General features: G+C 47.1%; 17 protein-coding genes and 1 tRNA gene. 11 read left to right on the plus strand and 7 right to left on the minus strand.

Annotation, left to right across the window (positions count from 1 at the left end; translation table 11 throughout):
• The first annotated feature begins 402 nt into the window (after positions 1-402).
• The 4 genes from uvrY to ACX9GV_RS06880 all read left to right on the plus strand — a co-directional run bounded on the left by uvrY (position 403) and on the right by ACX9GV_RS06880 (position 3,713).
• Entirely contained in the window at positions 403-1,059 is a 657-nt protein-coding gene (gene uvrY / locus ACX9GV_RS06865; protein WP_473197514.1) for a UvrY/SirA/GacA family response regulator transcription factor, read from the plus strand.
• Positions 1,052-2,884: an excinuclease ABC subunit UvrC gene (gene uvrC, locus ACX9GV_RS06870; RefSeq protein ID WP_473197995.1), complete on the plus strand. Its 1,833-nt coding sequence runs from the start codon at positions 1,052-1,054 to the stop codon at positions 2,882-2,884. The genes uvrY and uvrC overlap by 8 nt, the downstream gene beginning before the upstream one ends.
• A gap of 58 nt (positions 2,885-2,942) precedes the next feature.
• Positions 2,943-3,494: a CDP-diacylglycerol--glycerol-3-phosphate 3-phosphatidyltransferase gene (gene pgsA / locus ACX9GV_RS06875; RefSeq protein ID WP_023490411.1), complete on the plus strand. Its 552-nt coding sequence runs from the start codon at positions 2,943-2,945 to the stop codon at positions 3,492-3,494.
• 143 nt (positions 3,495-3,637) lie between these two features.
• Positions 3,638-3,713, plus strand: a tRNA-Gly gene (locus ACX9GV_RS06880).
• A gap of 163 nt (positions 3,714-3,876) precedes the next feature.
• On the opposite strand, the gene ACX9GV_RS06885 is transcribed toward ACX9GV_RS06880, so the two are convergent.
• Positions 3,877-4,638 (minus strand): SDR family NAD(P)-dependent oxidoreductase, encoded by a 762-nt coding sequence (locus ACX9GV_RS06885; RefSeq protein WP_473197515.1) that lies wholly within the window; start codon positions 4,636-4,638, stop codon positions 3,877-3,879.
• A 99-nt stretch (positions 4,639-4,737) separates the two neighbouring features.
• Between ACX9GV_RS06885 and ACX9GV_RS06890 the strand changes: the two genes are divergently transcribed.
• The 4 genes from ACX9GV_RS06890 (at position 4,738) to ACX9GV_RS06905 (ending at position 8,746) form a co-directional block, all read left to right on the plus strand.
• A complete protein-coding gene (locus ACX9GV_RS06890; RefSeq protein WP_473197516.1) occupies positions 4,738-5,622 on the plus strand; it encodes a LysR family transcriptional regulator in 885 nt (294 codons plus the stop codon).
• 278 nt (positions 5,623-5,900) lie between these two features.
• Complete coding sequence (locus ACX9GV_RS06895; RefSeq protein ID WP_473197517.1) at positions 5,901-7,796, plus strand: hypothetical protein; 1,896 nt, start codon at positions 5,901-5,903, stop codon at positions 7,794-7,796.
• Positions 7,797-7,863: 67 nt separating this feature from the next.
• A complete protein-coding gene (locus ACX9GV_RS06900) occupies positions 7,864-8,067 on the plus strand; it encodes a DUF2345 domain-containing protein (RefSeq protein ID WP_473197518.1) in 204 nt (67 codons plus the stop codon).
• Between the two features lie 226 nt (positions 8,068-8,293).
• Positions 8,294-8,746 carry a hypothetical protein gene (locus tag ACX9GV_RS06905; RefSeq protein WP_473197519.1) on the plus strand — a complete coding sequence of 151 codons (453 nt, stop codon included), beginning with the start codon at positions 8,294-8,296 and terminating at the stop codon, positions 8,744-8,746.
• Between the two features lie 241 nt (positions 8,747-8,987).
• Here ACX9GV_RS06905 and ACX9GV_RS06910 read toward each other — a convergent pair whose 3' ends face one another.
• From ACX9GV_RS06910 to ACX9GV_RS06935, 6 genes are all read right to left on the minus strand, one after another.
• On the minus strand, positions 8,988-10,031 hold the full coding sequence (locus ACX9GV_RS06910) for a 5-bromo-4-chloroindolyl phosphate hydrolysis family protein (RefSeq protein ID WP_473197520.1): 1,044 nt from the start codon (positions 10,029-10,031) through the stop codon (positions 8,988-8,990).
• A gap of 122 nt (positions 10,032-10,153) precedes the next feature.
• Complete coding sequence (locus ACX9GV_RS06915) at positions 10,154-11,260, minus strand: toxic anion resistance protein (RefSeq protein ID WP_473197521.1); 1,107 nt, start codon at positions 11,258-11,260, stop codon at positions 10,154-10,156.
• A gap of 420 nt (positions 11,261-11,680) precedes the next feature.
• Positions 11,681-13,984, minus strand: coding sequence for a heavy metal translocating P-type ATPase (locus ACX9GV_RS06920; protein WP_473197522.1), 2,304 nt, complete (start codon positions 13,982-13,984; stop codon positions 11,681-11,683).
• Between the two features lie 211 nt (positions 13,985-14,195).
• A complete protein-coding gene (gene uspF / locus ACX9GV_RS06925) occupies positions 14,196-14,633 on the minus strand; it encodes a universal stress protein UspF (RefSeq protein ID WP_023490403.1) in 438 nt (145 codons plus the stop codon).
• Positions 14,634-14,706: 73 nt separating this feature from the next.
• Positions 14,707-16,164: a Cu(+)/Ag(+) sensor histidine kinase gene (locus ACX9GV_RS06930; protein ID WP_473197523.1), complete on the minus strand. Its 1,458-nt coding sequence runs from the start codon at positions 16,162-16,164 to the stop codon at positions 14,707-14,709.
• A complete protein-coding gene (locus ACX9GV_RS06935; protein WP_473197524.1) occupies positions 16,154-16,837 on the minus strand; it encodes a copper/silver response regulator transcription factor in 684 nt (227 codons plus the stop codon). Before ACX9GV_RS06935 ends, ACX9GV_RS06930 begins: the two co-directional genes overlap by 11 nt.
• Positions 16,838-17,028: 191 nt before the next feature.
• Between ACX9GV_RS06935 and ACX9GV_RS06940 the strand changes: the two genes are divergently transcribed.
• The 3 genes from ACX9GV_RS06940 to ACX9GV_RS06950 all read left to right on the plus strand — a co-directional run bounded on the left by ACX9GV_RS06940 (position 17,029) and on the right by ACX9GV_RS06950 (position 20,222).
• The gene (locus tag ACX9GV_RS06940; RefSeq protein WP_473197525.1) at positions 17,029-18,414 is read left to right on the plus strand and encodes a Cu(I)/Ag(I) efflux RND transporter outer membrane protein; all 1,386 of its coding nucleotides are present in this window, start codon (positions 17,029-17,031) and stop codon (positions 18,412-18,414) included.
• Positions 18,415-18,443: 29 nt separating this feature from the next.
• Positions 18,444-18,797 (plus strand): cation efflux system protein CusF, encoded by a 354-nt coding sequence (gene cusF, locus ACX9GV_RS06945; protein ID WP_473197996.1) that lies wholly within the window; start codon positions 18,444-18,446, stop codon positions 18,795-18,797.
• Positions 18,798-18,923: 126 nt separating this feature from the next.
• A complete protein-coding gene (locus tag ACX9GV_RS06950; protein WP_473197526.1) occupies positions 18,924-20,222 on the plus strand; it encodes an efflux RND transporter periplasmic adaptor subunit in 1,299 nt (432 codons plus the stop codon).
• The last annotated feature ends 4 nt before the right edge of the window (positions 20,223-20,226 follow it).

The raw sequence follows: 20,226 nt of genomic DNA on the forward strand, positions 1-20,226 counted from the left end.
TGAGTGGTGCGTGGTTTGAACGGTTCTGTATGATATTGGTTGAATTAATTGAACCCTAACTGGTTAAAGGGTAAGATTTTCGACTGATTTTGCAAGGTAACTCGAGAGTTCGCGTTAATCTGTATTCATTATTTGCCGAAAATCAAGTAATATTCATTTATACATGTCGTCATTCAAGTTGCTGAATGGGAGTGTCCTCTGACCAGACCCAAAGGTGGCGAAGGTAATCATCCAAGGTTATCGGAGTTTTTGCCGAATAATGCAGCAAACGAGTCAGCTGCTGAGACAGAGCTGGTTATGTGACTGGGTGAGGGTTCAACCAATATTCCAGCAGCTGAGTGCTGTTGGATATAATGACAAAGGTTGATTGATTACGTTACTCCCTTATTTGGAGATTTTTCCTTGATTAGCGTTCTTCTTGTTGATGACCACGAATTGGTGCGCGCAGGGATACGACGCATTCTTGATGATATCAAAGGCATCAAAGTAGTTGGGGAAGCTCAATGCGGTGAAGACGCCGTTAAATGGTGCCGCAGCAACTCCGTTGATATCGTTTTGATGGATATGAATATGCCGGGGATCGGGGGGCTGGAAGCTACCCGTAAAATTGTTCGTTATTCGCCTGATATCAAGGTTATCATGTTGACCATCCACACTGAGAATCCTTTGCCAGCCAAAGTGATGCAGGCGGGGGCCGCTGGTTACCTGAGTAAAGGGGCCGCGCCGCAAGAGGTTATTAATGCTATTCGTTCGGTACATGCCGGTCAGCGTTATATTGCCTCTGATATTGCGCAAAAAATGGCGTTAAGCCAGTTGGAACCTCAGGCAGAAAATCCGTTCAGCACCTTATCTGAGCGTGAATTGCAAATTATGTTGATGATTACCAAAGGGAAGAAGGTGAATGAGATATCAGAACAACTGAATCTCAGCCCCAAAACGGTAAATAGTTATCGGTACCGTATGTTTAGCAAGCTAAATATAAGTGGAGACGTTGAATTAACACATTTAGCCATCAAACATGGGTTATTCAATGCGGAGAGATTATCAAACAGTGAATAGCTGTTTTGATGCTCAGGCATTTCTTAAAACCGTCACCAGCCAGCCAGGCGTCTACCGGATGTATGATATGGCTGGTACGGTTATCTATGTGGGTAAAGCCAAAGATCTTAAAAAGCGTCTCGCGAGCTATTTTCGTACCCAAGTCAACAGCCGTAAAACTGAAAACTTAGTTAAAAACATTGTTCAAATAGACGTTACTGTTACGCATACCGAAACTGAAGCACTGTTGCTGGAACATAATTACATTAAACTGTACCAGCCACGGTATAATGTTCTGTTGCGTGATGATAAATCTTATCCATTGATCTTTTTGAGTGCAGACACTCATCCTAGGCTTTCAGTACACCGTGGGGCTAAGCATGCCAAAGGTGAATACTTTGGGCCATTTCCTAATTCCCATGCGGTGCGAGAAACGTTGGCGCTATTGCAAAAACTGTTTCCTATCCGCCAATGTGAAAATAGTGTTTACCGTAATCGCTCACGCCCATGCCTGCAGTACCAGATAGGGCGTTGTTTGGCCCCCTGTGTGACCGGGTTAGTGAGTGAAGAGGAGTATCAGCAACAGGTGGATTATGTGCGCCTGTTTTTATCCGGTAAAGATCAGCAAGTCTTGCATCAACTGATTGAACGCATGGAGAACGCCAGCAAACAGCTTAATTTTGAAGAAGCGGCGCGTATTCGTGATCAAATTCAAGCGGTTCATCGTGTCACAGAGAAACAGTTTGTTTCCGGTAATAGTGATGACTTGGATGTGATTGGTGTCGCTTTTGATTCAGGTATGGCTTGTGTACATGTCCTGTTCATCCGTCAGGGCAAAGTGCTTGGCAGCCGCAGCTATTTCCCGAGAGTGCCGGGGGGTACCGAGTTAAGTGAAGTGGTACAAACCTTTGTCGGGCAGTTTTACTTACAAGGAAGCCAAATGCGGACTCTACCGGCGGAGATCTTGTTGGACTTTACCTTGCCGGAAAAAGAGTTGCTGGCGGCTTCATTGAGTGAATTGGCCGGCCGCAAGATCCAGATTCAGAGCAAACCGCGTGGTGATCGTGCGCGTTATCTAAAATTGGCGCGAACCAATGCTTCAACGGCGTTGGTGACCAAGCTCTCTCAGCAATCTACTATCCACCAACGGTTAGCTGAGCTGGCAAAAACCCTCAATCTTGCTGAAATCAATCGCATGGAATGTTTTGATATCAGCCATACCATGGGGGAACAAACCATAGCCTCTTGTGTGGTGTTTGACAGTAATGGTCCACTGCGTGCGGAATATCGCCGTTACAATATTACTGGCATCACGCCGGGTGATGATTATGCGGCAATGGCGCAAGTGTTGAAACGGCGTTATGGTAAGGCGTTAGAAGAGAAAAAAATCCCTGATGTGATCTTTATTGATGGTGGTAAAGGGCAGTTGGGCATGGCGGTTGATCTTTTTAATTCGTTGAGTGTTCCCTGGGATAAAAACAAACCATTGTTAATTGGCATTGCCAAGGGAAGTGACCGTAAAGCTGGGTTGGAAACGTTGTTCTTCAAACCGGAAGGAGAGGGGGTTTCGTTGCCACCGGATTCTCCTGCTTTGCATATTATCCAGCATATCCGTGATGACTCGCATCACCATGCCATCACCGGGCATCGCCAGAAGCGAGCGAAAGTTAAAAATACCAGTTCATTGGAGTTGATTGAGGGCGTTGGTTCAAAACGGCGTCAAGCATTGTTAAAATTTATGGGCGGTCTGCAACCATTATTGAACGCCAGCGTTGAGGAAATTGCAAAAGTGCCAGGTATTTCACAAGCATTAGCAGAAAAGATCTACAATGCATTGAAACACTGAGGGCAATGTAGCAACATACTCTTAAATCTCACTCTTGCCAGATAGCTATAGTAGCATTATGCAATTGAATATACCGACTTGGCTTACCCTGTTTCGCGTAGTACTGATCCCATTCTTCGTTTTGGCATTTTATTTGCCATTCGCTTGGGCCCCGATGCTGTGCGCTATCATTTTTGTGGTTGCGGCTGTTACCGACTGGTTCGACGGCTTTTTAGCCCGACGCTGGAAGCAGACAACACGCTTTGGTGCTTTCCTTGATCCGGTGGCAGACAAAGTGATGGTCGCGGTAGCACTGGTATTGGTCACGGAGCACTATAATGTATGGTGGATGACTTTACCGGCGGCCACCATGATCGCGCGTGAGATTATTATCTCTTCACTACGTGAATGGATGGCTGAAATTGGCAAGCGCAGTAGTGTGGCGGTTTCCTGGATTGGCAAAGTGAAAACGACAGCACAGATGATGGCGTTGGTGGGGCTATTATGGCGACCCAGTTCCGTCATGCTGCATTGGTCGTTTGTGTTGTTGTTCTATATCGCTACGGTGCTGACATTCTGGTCGATGTTCCAGTATTTGAATGCGGCGCGTAAAGATTTGCGCGCTCCATGATAGAAGCGCTGCAAAAATCGGCAAACGAACGTGATGATTCAATAATTGTATTGACTCATCACGTCAGGTAAGTAGAATGCATCGCATCGGACGGCAGTGGTGAATTGCTGAAAGATTGAAACTATCAGTCAGTTCTGATTAATGCGGGAATAGCTCAGTTGGTAGAGCACGACCTTGCCAAGGTCGGGGTCGCGAGTTCGAGTCTCGTTTCCCGCTCCAAATCTCCTTCCAGTAGTTGCTTTGTTAGTTCCATAACACACTGAAATAAAAATATAAATTTTCTCAATCACTTCTGTGTGGTAGCGCAAACCTACTCAAAACCAGACCTGTTAAACTCCACTGACCCGCATTTAGTTTTTGCAAGCTGCCGCAGTAAAATCACTCACAATCTGACACCACCAATGGTAAAGCCTCCGTCCACGGCAATTTCCTGACCGGTTACAAATAATGAATCGTCAGATAAAAGCCAGGCAACGGATCCTACCACATCATCCGGTGTCCCGTTTCGACCCAACGCAGTATGGGAGGCGAGTCGGGCTGCCATATCGGGTGAAAGTGCTTCTTCAGCCATTGGACTGATTATGATACCCGGGCTGATAGCATTCACCCGAATTGCACGCGAACCAAGTTCTATTGCAAAAGTTCGCATCATTGCCAATAACGCCCCTTTGCTTGAAGCATAGGCTCCTGCACCGGGCATAACACTATTAATTGTCCATGATGCATTAATCAGGACAGAACCGCTTGCCATAAATGGCAGACAATGTTTGATCGTCAGAAAAGTACCCTGCAAATTCGTGGCAATCGGTAGGTCAAAATCTGCAATATCCGTATCGGCTAATGCTTTGAACTCCCCTAAAACTCCCGCATTGGCAAAGATTGCATCGATTGTGCCAAAGTGTTCAAAGGTTTTTCGAGCGGCGCTTTGAATCTGTTCTTCCTGAGTAATATCACAGGCGATAGCAATAGCCATCCCTCCCTCACGTTCGATTTCTGATACCAGTTTTTTAAGTGGTTCAATCCGTCGTCCAATGAGCGCAAGCTGTGCACCTTCTTTTGCCAAACGCAATGCTGAAGCCTGTCCCATGCCTGTTCCCGCACCTGTAACCAGAACAGTTTTTTTAGTAAATCGTTGTTGTCTCATGTTTTTCTCCAGTTAAATATCAACAACTGGATAGTAATTAATTAATGTTTAAATGATAATTAGCGTAATTGTGTGATTACTTTAAAGTAAAACTATCGAATGGATCTCTTTCGTGCCATGCAAGCTTTCGTGGCGGTAGTACAAACTGGCTCAATGAGTGCTGCCGCTAAACAACTTGATCTTTCCCCCGCCATGATTGGTCAGCATGTTGCTGCACTGGAGGAACGATTAAATACCCGCCTTATCAACCGCACGACTCGGCGTCAGAACCTGACAAATTTCGGATCAAGCTATTTCGAGCAGTGTCGCGATATTCTGGAGCGTCTAGCTCTGGCTGAAATGGAAGCAGAAACACTACAACAGTCACCCAGTGGAAAATTACGCATAACCGCACCGACGACATTTGGTGCAGAAGCATTGATTCCTGCTCTGAAGCGCTATCGTGAACTGGCTCCTGAAGTCAGACTCGATATAGTTCTGACGGATCGTAATGTCGATCTTGTAGGAGAAGGCATTGATGTAGCTTTTCGCATCGGCTCGCTTTCAGATAGCAGTATGATTGCACGCGCGTTATTACCTTATAGGATGATGATTTGCGCTGCGCCTGATTATCTTGCGCGTCATGGTTGGCCTCGTCATCCTGAAGAGCTTTCTTCTCATGAGGCTATCCTTTTTACATCTGCCGCAAAGTCGTTATGGCGCTTATCAAAGGGTGAAGAGGTCGTCGAAATCGCACCAGCATGCCAGCTTATCGTCAACGGCGGCCAGGCTATTCGAGTGGCTGCTTGCAATGGCCTTGGGATAGTTATGCAGCCTGAAATACTTCTTGCTGCTGATGTTCGAGACGGATTACTTGTTCAACTTTTTCCTGAGTGGCGTTTGAGTGAACGTCCAATGTGGTTGCTTTATTACCGCGACCAGCTTATGACATTGCGTTTGCGTAGTTTTATATCATTCGCTTTGGCGGAATTCGGCCTAAATTAATCGCAATAGGCAAACAGGAATCCATTATTTAACTTACTTGGACTGCATCGTTTTAAAGCATCCATCGTTGTGAATAATCCCCGCGCAAGTAAGCTGACTAAAGGACTCAATACCTCAGTTTTGGCTCAATCTAACAAAGGGTGAAAATAACGGTAATGACTCCAATTGGTTGAATTTCATGTACAATAGGTTGACTCATTCAATGTGAGGTCACCGGCCGCATACTATTAATCCTCAAAATCCTACGAATGAGCGCCTTATAGACTTGGAATCTGAAAATGAAATCATCATTATTATGCGTTTTGTTGGGGGTATCCTGCCTGCTGATTTACGCAGCAACAAACACCACCGCTATTGCTCAAACTAACCAGAAAAACCCCAGTTCACTTGAGGATAACCCCACGCAGGAACAACTGCGACAGTCTTATCTGCGCTGGCAAGCAGACTTCCGCAGCGCTCAGGATCAAGAACGACAAGGTAATATACAGACAGCGCTGGATCACGCGCAGAATGCCCGAAAAACAGCGGAGTCAATACCTGACTTCAATATGTATGTGTACCAAGATAATATCTTACTTATCATTCGCATTCTGGAACGGCAAAAAAAATTCACTGAAGCCAGTTTACTGGCAGAAGAGATTGCCAATAAACCACAGGGGGTCGTCGTAACCGAGCCCGCGAAATGGTTGAACATTGCTATTGCTGATGCTGCCAATTCCGGGCAGGCTGACGAAGTTTATCGTTTACAGAGACTGCTATTGCAGTTTTCTAATGCTTGGCCTGAGATATGGAGCATCGATAAACAGAATAATCAGCTCAACTATGCGCTGGCGAATCTGAGTTTTCCACTGAGCCTGGATGGCTGGGTTCTGGCAGGTCTGGAGCCCGCAGATAAGCGCGATAGTGAGGCCACGCTAACCTATATGCATAAAAATGCAAGCGATGACGCTGCAGTGCTCCAATTCACTATTACCTACAGTGAACCTGACTATCGTGATCCCGATACTGCTCAGGATAACGAAGGTGCTGTTGCACAGGACAATATTCAGTCGTGGCGAAAATACGCGGCAAAGAGTGAACAATCAGCCACAGCGTACACACTTCCTCAATTACACTTTCCTGACTCGCTCGCAGCAGACGCGCTGGAAATACGAAGCAAAGATGATCAGCAAGTCACTGACTTTCGTGCACGTTGGGCCATAGCACGAGGAGAGTGGATGCTTGAAGCATCTGCTAACGTTTATCAAGATAAACTCCTTGTGATAATGCCTGAAATTAAAAAGCTTTTTGCTGCTGTGCAGTGGAATAAGCCGCCAAAGTTGCATGGCAAGATAACCATGAAGCAACAGCTAGATGAGTTATCAGTGGTTCAGTTGAGGGGAGCAGAACCACAATGGGACAAAATTGCCCAACAAGTCACGCAGGTGATGAATGAGGCAAGATTTCCTTATGAATGGGTGCAACTTTATGGCTTAGAGGGTATGGCTCAGTATCGGTTGAATAACCTGCAACAGGCGCATGAGCTGTTCGGCAAAATGCTTGAACTGAAAAAATATAGCCGTAATGATTCTTACAGTATTTATGACTCCGCATTGGAGTATGCAGCTGATACAGCCTGGAAGCTGGACGATGCCGTACAGTGGAAAACTCTGGACAAGGCGCGTATCAAATCTAAATTCTTTACGGATGACTGGTCATTTGCACAAGACGATACTGTTATCAGTAGTCAAAAATATGACCTGATGTTACCCATTCGGCTGGGTGATTTTTATCTGCAAATGAATAGCGAAACTATATTTCGCTATCAAAATCTAAAGGAAAATAAACAAGTTTGGATTAATATCAGTGATCCTCAATCTCCCCAGCAGATCGAAGCGAATTTTAAAAAGTCACTCGGTGCTGGGATTATACCGGTGGAAAAAACTAACGCAGTTCCCATCTCGTTGGCAAAAGGATCTTTTGCGGCAAGCGGGACGCTTTGGGTGTTTGATGTTCTGGACCGAGACAACCCCACGCAGGTGTTTTCTATCACCATACCCAGGAAAAATGATCTTCTATATATTGAAAGTTCTATTCCCAAGAAAGAAGGTCCTGACACCAAGTCAGCAGAACAATTATTTATCGAGCAGTTTGTATGGCGATCAGTTAAGGAACCTATGAACAAGTCACAGTAAATCGCTGTCTGATGATGCCAAAACCGCCCAAGGGGAGCCCACTCAGCTAGACACACAGCTTGCTTTTATGCACGAGCAAATTGAGCAACTCAAGGAAGCGGTAGCGGTACTCAGCGCCCCGAAAGGGATCGCCCTGAGCAGTGGTAAGTATTTACAACTCACCGCAAGTCAAAACTTGATGTTCAATGCCGGGGCTGATGCGGATGGGCAGACCCAGTGGGACGCATTACAGGTCAGAACACAGGCGCTTAAAACACAGGCATCCTGGTAGAGCAGTAGTCTGGGCCACACTGGTCACGCCAGTAACCCAATCATAGGGGTAATCCCTGGGTAGGTAGCAGACGACGCCGTAATGTGACATAACCAGTGATATTCATTCGGTATGGTATAACATCCCTTGGCTCGGTTATGGTAATTAATCACCGAGGGATGCCGTGTATCAGTATGTCTTTGTGATGTCGGAATTCTCTTTTTCAATCATCAAATAGGACGATTAAATGTTAAAGAAATTTATCCTTTTCACTCTATTATCTGTGATGTCGGCGACGGGTTTTTCTGCTGAGCCCACTCGTCCTGAAGTGGCTGAGTATGTTAAGGCGTGGGAGGGCAATCAGGGTGTTCAAGTGTGGACGCTACGCTATGGCAAGCGCTCCGAAAATAAATCATTAGTGCAGGTCACAAATGCAGACCATGAATGGGATAAGAAAATTCTGTTGATGGATGTTGAGAATAAGGGGGAGCGTAGCGACTATAGCGTCAAGGTGGATGGCAAGAAATTTGTGGTGCTGATAATTAACAACAATAATTCTGGCGAATTGTATCTGCCTGGCGAGAAGACAGCACAGTATATCTCTTACAGCAAATCGCTTTCTGATGAAGGGAATGCACAGTTTTTCTTGACTGATTTTCTTAAGCAAGAAGGCAAGCTGCCAAACAGCGGGCAAAATTGATCCGATTGCTAAAGTAATGTGAGACCGGGATTGAGGTTTTGCGTACTGATTACGCTGAGGGTCGGCGATAATTTATGTACTAACTCTGTTGCCGGTTCTTCATCCTTAACTGAGGCGAATAAGGGTGACCCTATGCACGGCTCCTGTTAAGCCTCCATTGCCAATGCTGTAGATTTAGAACTTGTTTAAATAACACCATCATCTTCAGCATTGGCTACCATGACACGTCTTTAAAGCAACTTTACTCTTTCGGAATCGTATACCCTTCCGATTTCGCTAATTTGTCTAGCACGTTCAAATCTACGATCAGGTCATTCACATCGTTATCCAGCAGGCGCTGATTCATATCGCTGAAAACATGGCTCATGTCGCTAAATGCCTGCCAGGTTTGCTGGCGTATTTTAGCAAATTCGGGGGATGAGGAGCTCTGAGCGGAAAGGCGGATAAAGCGATCAAGACTGGTACGGATAATCGGCAGGTAGCGGTTTAAAAACTGCGTGCCGCGTGCGGTATCGCGCTCATCACTTTTCATACTTTGCAAGATGGCCTGGGTTTTGAGGCTGATGGTATCGATCAGGGGGATGAAATCCGCCGGTAGGGCTTTTTTGAGCCGCTGGATTTCCTGCAGTGTAGTCAGGTAAGTCTGCATATCAAAAGAGTAAGGGTTGGGGGGAGCAACAGGGGGCGGGGTATTCTCCACCACGGTCTGTTTCACAGGAACGGATGGTGAGCGTTTTTTAGTAACACGTTCAATCAGCAGTGTGATGGCATCGTGATAGACAATACCGACAATAATGATGCCGACCAGCAAAATGTAATACCACAGCGGAGCGGAGGTGATTAAAAGGGGGTTATCCGCTATAGAGGCAAAGATGACTAAGAGCGGAAATATGCTGCCAAGGCTTATTTTACGACGGTTAATCGTATAGATGATGAAAGCGGTCAGCCCGCCAAAGATCAGCCCAAGTGGGCCGTAACCCGTGAAAATACAGGTAATGGCGGCAATTATTCCTAATAGAGTGGCGGCTGGGTTTGGCTGAAAGGGGAACAGTAGCAGCATATTTAAATAGATCAGCCCGTAGATATCTCCCTCGAAGTCCTCTGGGGTCTTAAGTGGGAAAACAGCCATCATGTTCAGAGGGCTCTGGATTGCTTTTGCGGAAATAATTACGCCCGTTAAGAGGGCAACAAAGTGGAAGCCAATACGCCGGGCAACCCGTTTGATTTTACTTTTGGTCGACGTTAAAACGTTGACGACGGGATTATTTTGGGGGTTGTCTGACATCAGGTGCTCCGTATGGTCCTTAGTGAATGCTGCGATAACTGGGCAGAGGATAAGGTTTTAGCCCACACCTCATGCCAGTGCGACGAAAGCCACACTAGCATGAGGTGCTATATACCCGCTTATTAGTAGCGTGAAGTGGCCTCTGTGAGTCGCAGACGCAGATTCTCTTCCATGGTGGCGAGTTCTTTTTCCGCTTCGGCACGGCGTGTACGTGCATTATCGGCGATTTTCATTGTCTCTTCGATGGTATTGATCAGTTTGTTTTGTACCTCACGCAGCGTACCCACATCGACGATCGAACGTTCTACCTCGTTGGCGGTGGCAATGCTGCTTTGCTGCAGGATCTCGGCATTTTTCAGCAGAAGCTGATTCGTGGTGTCCGAGACCTCTTTCTGCAGGCGTGCCGCTTTGCTCTGCGCATTCAGTGTCATCGAGAGCACCATTTGGCTTTTCCAAATGGGTAGGGTAGCCAGAATACTGCTCTGTATTTTTTCAGCAAGTTGCTGGTTGGTACTCTGTACCATACGAATCTGCGGTGCAGTCTGAATAGCAATGGTTCTTGACAGATCAAGGTCATGCAAGCGACGTTCAAAGCGGTTGATGTTCTCGATCATGTCTTTGACCTGCTGTGCCATCATCAGGTTTTTAGAGGTATCAGCCTCCTGTTTGAGTGCAGGGAGTTCGATTTCGCTGACGTGTTGCAGCTTTTGCTTGCCCGCATCAATGTAAAGCGTCACTTCGTTGTAAAAATTGAAATTCCGCAGATAAAGCTGCTCGAGTGTTTCGATATCCCGCATTAGGGTGATCATCGATTGGTCGAGGTGGTTTGCAATGTTGTCAACCTGCTCAGTCAATACTTGATTGTTGACTTTGAATTGCTCAGCCTGCTTGAACAGTTTGCCCACAATAGGCAGGCTGGCGAGAAAGTTGCTGCTCTTCTCTTCCTTGGTAAACGGGTCATTTTCACGGATACGTAGAACCAGATCAGACAGCAACTGGCCGACTTCACCACCGTCTCTGGCTTTGATCTTGTGGAGCAGGGTATCGGCAAACTGGGCAATTTCAGCCATCGGTTTTGCCCCATATCCCATCACCATACCGGTTTCGGCAATATTGATCTGCGAAGCCAGTGCGGTGACTTGCACAGGGTCAGGATGGTAGGTTTCAGGGAGCCCTTCCTGGGGATTCTGGATGGCGGTAGAGCTGACAAGTTGTTGGTTATTATCCATGAACATCACTTCCTGGGGATCTGTTTTTGAGGTCAGCAGTAGAGTAAAAAACTGCCCGGATGTTTTGCTGAAAATTTATATAAAAATCAGTGTGATGTCAATCGGTTGCTTTTAGCAGAAAAAGAAGACTCAAGGGTGACTTATCCCGGCTGTTTTTTGGGGAAATACCAGGAAAAGCCTTTTATCTAAGACGCGCACAACAATATGATTGTTTGATGTTTTCACCCTGCTTGAGCTGAACAAATTCAGGTTGATTCCAATTTTTGAAGGCAGCACAAATTCAGGTGAGCTGATGGTACAGCCGATTAAAAGATACCCAACAATTCCCGTCAGGTTTAATCAATCACAGCATTGATGCATTCGGCATTGATTATTTTTATCCAAGCGACAATAAAATTGGCAGACAAGGTGGTTATATTCTCACTGCAGATTTTGGTAAATCTCTTCTTCCTGAGCAAAGTGCAAACGTAAAATGGCATCCAAACTATAGAGAACACGCTGTAATTCGGTGATGGTTTCGCTGTTAGTGCTGCCGTCAGCTGGCATGCTATCAATAAGGCGTTTGAGTCGTCGGCCTAATTCAAAGATTTCTCGGTGAGTTCGACTCATGGCTGCCATGGGGTCGTCACCACCTAAGAGGTCAGCAAGCACCGGATACACATCGCTATCATCTGACCGTTCATGGGGGAATAATTTTTCTTGTAGCATCGCTTCCAATGCCACCGCAGCTTGTTTGACTTGAGCGGGTGCTGTCATATTCAGCCGATTAGTGAAGTCAGTCAGGTGGTCGAGCACCGGGGTGAGAGCAAGGTGATCACCGCGCAGAGCTTGCAGTTGGTTGGCGGATAATGTGTGGTGGCTGACGCGCAGAGGGGCAATCTGCAGCGCGCGCAATGCGTTCAAGATAACCGCAACGTCAATCAATTCCTGGAGTAGTGCACCGTAGAGCGGCGGCAGATAACCCAAGGCGGCAACCAGCATAGCGACGGCGGACAGGCTCATACCGGCAATAACACTTTGTACTGCAATTGAACGCGTCAGGCGTGCGGTATGCAGTGCTTCGGCCAGGCGGTCGAGTCTGTCCACCAAAAGCACAACATCTGCGGCTTCGGACGATGCCGCCGCACCACGCACCCCCATGGCGATGCCCACATCAGCAGCAGCCAGCGCTGGTGCGTCATTCACGCCATCACCCACCATCATCGTGGTACCCAAGGAACGGCCTGATTCAATCGCCGCTTGTTTCCCTGCCGGCGTCTGCTCAGCCAGTACCTCATCAACCCCCACGGCGGCACCAATGGTTTCGGCAATTTGTCGATTGTCGCCGGTCAGCATCACAATACGTTTGATACCCGCTTTGCGCAGCAATCGCAAAGCGCGCGGAGTTTCAACCCGGATCTGGTCCGCTAAATGCAACGCGCCAGCGATTTTCCCATCCAGGGCGACAAAGACCGCAGCGCCACCATCCTCGGCCACTTGCTGAAGAAACGCCGGGATCCACTCAGGGGATGACGCCAGTGTAGAAACGAATTCGTAAGAGCCGATGGCTAAGGGTTGCCCATCCAGTATCCCGCTCAGGCCTGCGCCGCCTTGTTCCTGAACGGCGGAGGGGAGCGATAAGGGAAGGCCTCTTTCCCGTGCGGCAGCGACCACGGCGTTGGCAATCACATGCCCGGACATCTGGTCCATTGATGCAGCGACACCCAGAATGACGTTAGGGTTAATATTGCGACTGGTTCTAATGGAAACCAGGCGCGCCTGTCCGCTGGTCAATGTGCCAGTCTTGTCAAAAAACAACACTTTGGCTTGTGCCAGTTGCTCCAAGGTACCGCCGCCCTTGATCAGAATACCGCGCTTTGCACATATCGACATACCCGACACAATGGCGATCGGAACTGAGAGGATAAGGGGACAAGGGGTGGCGACCACCAGTACCGCCAGTGCTCGCACCGGGTCACCGCTCAAAAGCCAAGCTGCACCAGCGACCCCCAGCGACAAGGGGACAAACCACAGCGCATAGCGGTCAGCAAGGCGAGATGCAGGCGCTTTCGAACTTTGAGCGGCAGAAACCAGCCGAATAATACCGGCGAAAGTGCTTTCATCTGCATTGGCCGTCGCCAGCATTTCAAATGGTGCACCCGCATTGAGCACGCCACTGCGCAGCGCGTCCCCTTTTTTGCGCTCAACGGGGGTTGACTCGCCGCTTAGCATAGATTCATCCAATAGAGCCATTGTCGAGATCAAACTGCCATCAACGGGAATCGTTTCTCCACTGCGCACCAATAGCCGGTCGAGAGGGGCCACCTGCTCCAAGGGGATCTGCACCAGTTCATCTTGGTTGTTGTCAACGCTTTTAAGTCTGTTAGCGGTTCGTGGTGCCTTTGCCAGCAAAGCAGACATTTCCCGCCCGGCACGACGTTGCGCGAAGCTTTCCAGCGCTCTTCCGCTGGCCAGCATGACGGCGATCACCACCCCGGTGAGATATTCATCCAAAACGATAGCGCCGCCGATGGAAATTAAAGCCAGCAGGTCGACTCCGGCCTCACGCCTGGCAAGTGCGCGCAGTGTGTCATATAACAAAAATGTAATCGCAGGGGCCGAGCCGCCGATCCAAATCCAATGAGCCCATTCTCGATAGCCACTCCAGAATAACGCCAGGCCAAAGAACAGGGCTCCCCCAGATATAGCAAGGATCAGTAAGTTGACGGACCAACGTTGTTTCATAGTGAGAAATTCCCCCCAAGTACGGTCATCGACGTATTGGAACCCGTGGGTAAAATACCGGAGTATTAACTCCCAACCTCCGGATAGAGTTGAGTATGACCATTTTTTTCATCTCAAGAGAGGAGAGTGATCGCATTTTGTACTGGAAGAACGGCTGGGTGACGAAACCTTACTATTTCAGTAAGGTTTCGTGTAAAGAGTGATTAGGTATTTAACGGACAACAAGAACCGAACATTTTGCGTGACGAACTACCGCCGCCGCATTTGAGCCCAGTAGATAGTTGATGATCCCAGGATGGTGTGAAGCAATGACAATCAAATCGGCGTTAATGTAATCAGCAAGATTGAGGATTTCGTCTTTGGGGGAGCCTAACGCTAGGTGTTTTTTAATCTTGTCTTTCGGGAGGCCAAATTTATCAATAATTTCAGAAAGCATTGATAGCGCTTCATTTTTAATCTTTTCTTGGTCTGGAACTTCGCCTGAATAAGCCAAGCCAAGAGAGGCGTAATAAGGGAAAATTGGAATCACTGTCAGAAAATGAATCTGAGCTGCATCAATCAGGCCAGACTGCATTTCAACATGAGCCATGATTTTTTGGGTAAATTCGGGATCTGAAATATCTATGGGCACTAGAATTGAGTGATACATATAATCAATCTCCTGCTTTTATGCCTGTGCTAATTATAGCAGCTATCTTGAGCTGTCATTGTCAAGAGAAAGATTATCGGGGCAGAGAGAAGGTGAAGCGGGTTGAAACTGCATCGGAAACAACGCTAATTTTACCCTGATGGGCCGTTACGATGGATTTTACGATAGCCAGGCCGATACCACTCCCTTCACTTTTTCTTTGCCTGGAGGGGTCAACACGATAAAAGCGCTCAAACAGTAACGGTAAGTGTTCATCTGGGATGGGTGAACCAGGATTTTCAACGGTAATATCAACCCAAGCAGCCAATGTGTTAACACGAACGCTGACTTTCATTCCTCGCGGGGTGTGACGAATGGCATTCGATATGAGGTTATTAAGGACTCGGCGCAACATAAGCGGATCGCCGGCAATAATGGCAGGATTACCTTCAAATGACAGGCTCACTTCCTGTTCTTCCGCCCAGGCTTCAAAAAACTCAAAGACCTTAATGGTTTCTAAGCGGATATCTATCATTGATCTTTCAAGAATCAATTGGTTATTGTCCGCCTGAGACAGAAACAGCATGTCATTCACCATTTTTGCCATACGGTTATATTCTTCAAGATTAGAGTAAAGCACGTCTTCCAACTCTTTATCTGGTCGGCGCTGGCTTAGCACAATTTCTGTTTGCGTTACAAGATTGGTAATCGGGGTTCTAATCTCATGGGCAATGTCGGCGGAAAAATTAGCTTGCCGGGTAAAAACCTCCTCGATACGTTCAATCATATGATTGAAGGAAATAACCAATTGCTCCAGTTCAATGGGCACCTGTTCGGGTTTGAGTCTGACATCCAAATGTTCAGAAGTAATATTCTTTATCTTCCGGCTGACATTTCTTAACGGCTGATGCCCTTTATGAACGGCAAATAAAACAATTAAAATAATCATCAGGCTGATGACTGAGGCGATCATCACCAAATTACTTTTTAATTCATTAATATAATGCAGGTGAAAATCGATAGAGAGCGCGACCAGTAAACTGTAGGTGTGCGGTGTGGCGTTTTCCGTTGACTTCACTGCGGACGCAATAAGGCGGTACGGGGTTTTTTCCATCTCTCCACTATCATGCCCGGCATCGTGCCCAGCATGACTGCGCTTTTCTCCTGACCAAAGGAATACCTCACCAGAGCGCAGATATCGTGAAAAATCGGGTAAAGAGGGCACAGGTAGCAGGTCGGGGCCGGTCGGTGAACGATAAAGTAGCTGATTATTTTCATCACGAAGTAATACCGAAATATTGTGATAATTGTCCAACATATTGCTGAGTCGCTCGATTTTCTGTTGTTTAGACTCATCAGGATTTTGCAGTATATTTTCCAACGTCATACTGATTTGTGTCAGATCGCGAATATCCTGTTCCGCAAAATGCTTGTTCACGGAATGCAGCATAAACCAGGTAAAGGCGACAAAGGCGATGGTGGTAGAAAGGCTGATAAAAAAGGTGAGACGGGTGGCAAGAGAGAAAGGGCGATGACGGTAATTAATCTTCATCGGGCACCTCAAGCACATAGCCGACACCGCGTACCGTCTGAATCAATTTGGGGTCGAAATCGTTATCAATTTTTGCCCGTAACCGTTTCACCGCCACATCAATAGCATTGGTATCACTGTCAAAATTCATATCCCAGACTTGTGACGCTATCAATGAACGTGGGAGTACCTCTCCCTGGTGGCGGATGAAAAACTCAAGGAGTGTGAATTCCTTGCTGGTTAGTGTGATTCGGCTCCCCTTACGGCTGACTTTTCTCGACACTAGATCCAGCGTCAAATCGGCTATCTGAAATTGACTTTCCGTTATGACGGCAGCGCCCCGGCGCAACAGCGTTCTGACGCGTGCCAGAAGTTCTGCAAAGGCAAAGGGTTTGACCAGGTAGTCATCAGCGCCCAGTTCGAGGCCTTTAACGCGATGCTCGATGGTACCGAGTGCGGTCAGGAGCAGAATGGGCATGCCTTTATTCGCCGCCCGTAACATTTTCACGATATCCCAGCCATTCACATCCGGCAGCATGATATCCAGCACAATCAGGTCGTAATCAGCGGTCATCGCCAAGTGAAAACCGGTCATACCATTATCTGTCAGGTCAACGACAAAGCCCGCTTCAGTCAACCCCTTGCTAAGATATTCACCCGTTTTAACCTCATCTTCGACGATCAGTATTTTCACGCATCCTCCGCAACCTTGCTACCGTGCAGTCATTCTAGTGGGCCAAGGAACGATATCAATGGATTAAACCGAAAATGACAGTTTTGTCATTATTCTGTCACTCCCCCAACAGAGTCACTCAGGTAAGGTTTTCATCATCATGAAGAAATCATTTGAATCAGCTATCCAGGAGAGTCTGGATGAGAAGCGTTATGTACAAATTAAAACGACTCACGCTCAGTACATTATTTATTTTGGTGGGCTGCACTTCGCTGGCACCGGAATATCACCGGCCTGAACTCCCGGTACCCCAACAATTCTCGCTCTCGCGCAACGCCCTGGTGCCGGCAACAGCAGGCTATCAGGATGCCGGTTGGCGAGTATTCTTTACCGATCCCCAGGTACAAACGCTGATTGATCAAGCGTTACATAACAACCGTGATCTGAAAATGGCGGTGCTCAAAGTCCAAGAAGCAAGGGCGCAATATAAAATAACCGACGCTGACCGATATCCGCAACTGAACGCCTCTGCCGGTATTACTTATAATGGCGGGATTAAAAGTAGCACTACCACCACCAATACCTATACAACAGGCGGGGAGCTCAGCTTTGAGCTGGATTTCTTTGGTAAATTGAAGAGTTTAAGTGAGGCTGATCGCCAGAATTTCTTAGCCAGTGAGGAAGCTCAGCGTGCGGTGCATATTCTTCTGGTCTCCAACGTTTCACAGAGCTATTTCAACCAGCAGTTAGCTTATCAACAGTTGAATATTGCTCAAGAAACCCTGAAGAATTACCAGCAGTCCTATGCCTTCGTGGAACAACAACTGATCACCGGTAGCTCGAATTTACTCTCCCTTGAACAGGCCCGGGGGGTGATTGAGAGTACCCAAGCTGAAATTGCCAAAAGAGAAGGCGACCTCGCGCAGGCGAACCATGCCCTGCAATTGATTGTTGGCAAATATACCGCATTGCCCAGTCATCAAGGCCAGGTGGGAAAAGAGATTAATCCGTTAGCCCTGCCATCGAAACTGTCATCCGATATCTTGTTACAACGGCCGGATATTATGGAGGCGGAACACTTACTGCAAGCCGCAAATGCCAATATCGGGGCGGCCAGAGCGGCATTCTTCCCTTCAATTTCGTTGACGGGTGACCTTTCAGCAAGTAGTACCGAGCTTTCAAGCCTGTTTAACGCTGCGAGTGGAATGTGGAGTTTTATTCCCAAAATTGAAATACCGATATTTAATGCGGGCCGTAACAAAGCCAACCTGACACTGGCGGAAGTACGCCAGCAACAATCCATTGTTAGCTACGAACAAAAAATTCAGACGGCGTTTAAAGATGTTGCCGATGCACTGTCACGTCGAGACAGTATCAATAAACAATTAGCGGCACAACAACGTTATCTGGAATCCCTCCAGGTCACCCAGTTGCGGGCTCGCGGATTATATTCCAGCGGAGCGGTAAGCTATCTCGAGGTACTGGATGCACAGAGATCAATGTTTTCAACACGGCAGGCAATTCTGGATCTGAAATATGCCCAGCAAGTTAATGAAATAAACCTCTTCACCGCTTTGGGTGGTGGGTGGATTGAATGATCTTTTTTAAACAGCAAGGAGTTATCAACATGCGTCAGTCTATAAAAATTGCTTTATTTGCTCTCTTTTCGGTGGGCATGGTGGCAGGAACTCAAGCAGAAGAGCAACACCACAGCGCGACAACCACTACCGCCAACGCCGCGACTCAGGCGGTTATCAGTAGCGAAGGGGTCGTGAAGAAAATTGATCTTAAGAACAGGAAAATCACCATCGCACACGAAGCCATTCCTTCAATAAACTGGCCTGCCATGACCATGCGATTTACCTTTACGGAAGTGAATGACAGCATAAATGTACTGAAAGTCGACAGCCATGTCAATTTCACTTTTATACAACAGGGTGATATTTCATTACTTCAAGAAATTAAAAGCGATCAGCCTTAACTGTTTAGCTCGAATCGGATTTTGGCCTGCCATATCTCGGCTATGGCAGGTTGGTTTCCATTGCCATGACAGTTGCGAGGTGTTTGCTGCTTTCATTCACCCGAATAGTATTCAGTGGAATTAATTATGGCTTCTCCCAAACTAAAATATACCGCAGTGATTATTAGCAGTTTTTTAATAGGTGGGCTGATATCCATTGGCGCTTATCATTATCTTTTTTCTGCTGATGAAACTGAAATGCAGCCACCAGAGCGTAAAGTCCTGTTCTGGTATGACCCGATGAAACCGGATACCAAATTCGATAAACCGGGTAAATCACCGTTTATGGATATGGACTTGGTGCCGAAATATGCCGATGAAGTCGCAGCAGAAAGTAGCAACGCTATCCGTATCGATCCCACTCAGGTACAAAATCTGGGTCTTAAAACAGAAAAAGTCCGCACTGGGCGTCTGACCTATTCTCAGACTCTCCCGGCGACGGTCAGTTTTAACGAATATCAGTTTGTTATTGTCCAAGCGAGATCGGATGGATTCATTGAAAAAGTTTATCCGCTGACGATTGGCGATAAAGTTAAAAAAGGCACTCCGCTGATCGACATGACTATTCCTGCTTGGGTCGAGGCGCAGAGTGAGTACCTGTTACTTTCCGATACCGGCGGGACTGCGGTGCAACTGAAAGGGGTGTTGGAGCGCCTTCGTCTTGCGGGGATGCCTGAAGACGATATTCAGCACTTGCGCAATACACGCAGCATTCAGACCCGCTTCACGATTAAAGCGCCTATCGATGGTGTGATCACCGCGTTTGATTTGAGAACCGGGATGAACATTTCAAAAGATAAGGTTGTTGCCCAAATTCAGGGGATGAACCCGGTCTGGGTTAATGCCTCGCTACCGGAGTCGACCGCTTATTTGCTGAAAGAGAACTCCCAGTTTGCAAGAACACAGTTTGCAATGACTGTCCCCGCTTACCCAGATAGAACATTCAACATCGAGAAATGGAATGTTCTCCCTAGCGTTGATCCAACCACCCGAACTATTCAGGTTCGTCTGCAGGTAAACAATAAAGATGAATTATTAAAACCGGGGATGAATGCTTACTTGAAACTCAACACCCAGAGCCAAGAGATGTTACTTATTCCTTCTCAGGCGGTCATTGATACCGGTATTGAGCAACGTGTTATTACAGTCGACGATAAAGGGCATTTTATCCCTAAAATAATCAAAGTATTACATGAGTCACAAAGCCAGGCCGGAATTGGTTCCGGTTTGACCGAGGGGGAATCGATTGTTGTTAGTGGCCTTTTCCTCATCGACTCGGAAGCGAATATTTCCGGTGCGCTTGAACGTATGCGCCATCCGGAACAACCAGCCACTACGTCGTTAGAAATGTCCGCTCCTTCAGCCAACGAACATTCGGGTCACTGAGGAG

This window comes from Serratia sp. 25CWL12 (assembly GCF_055790885.1).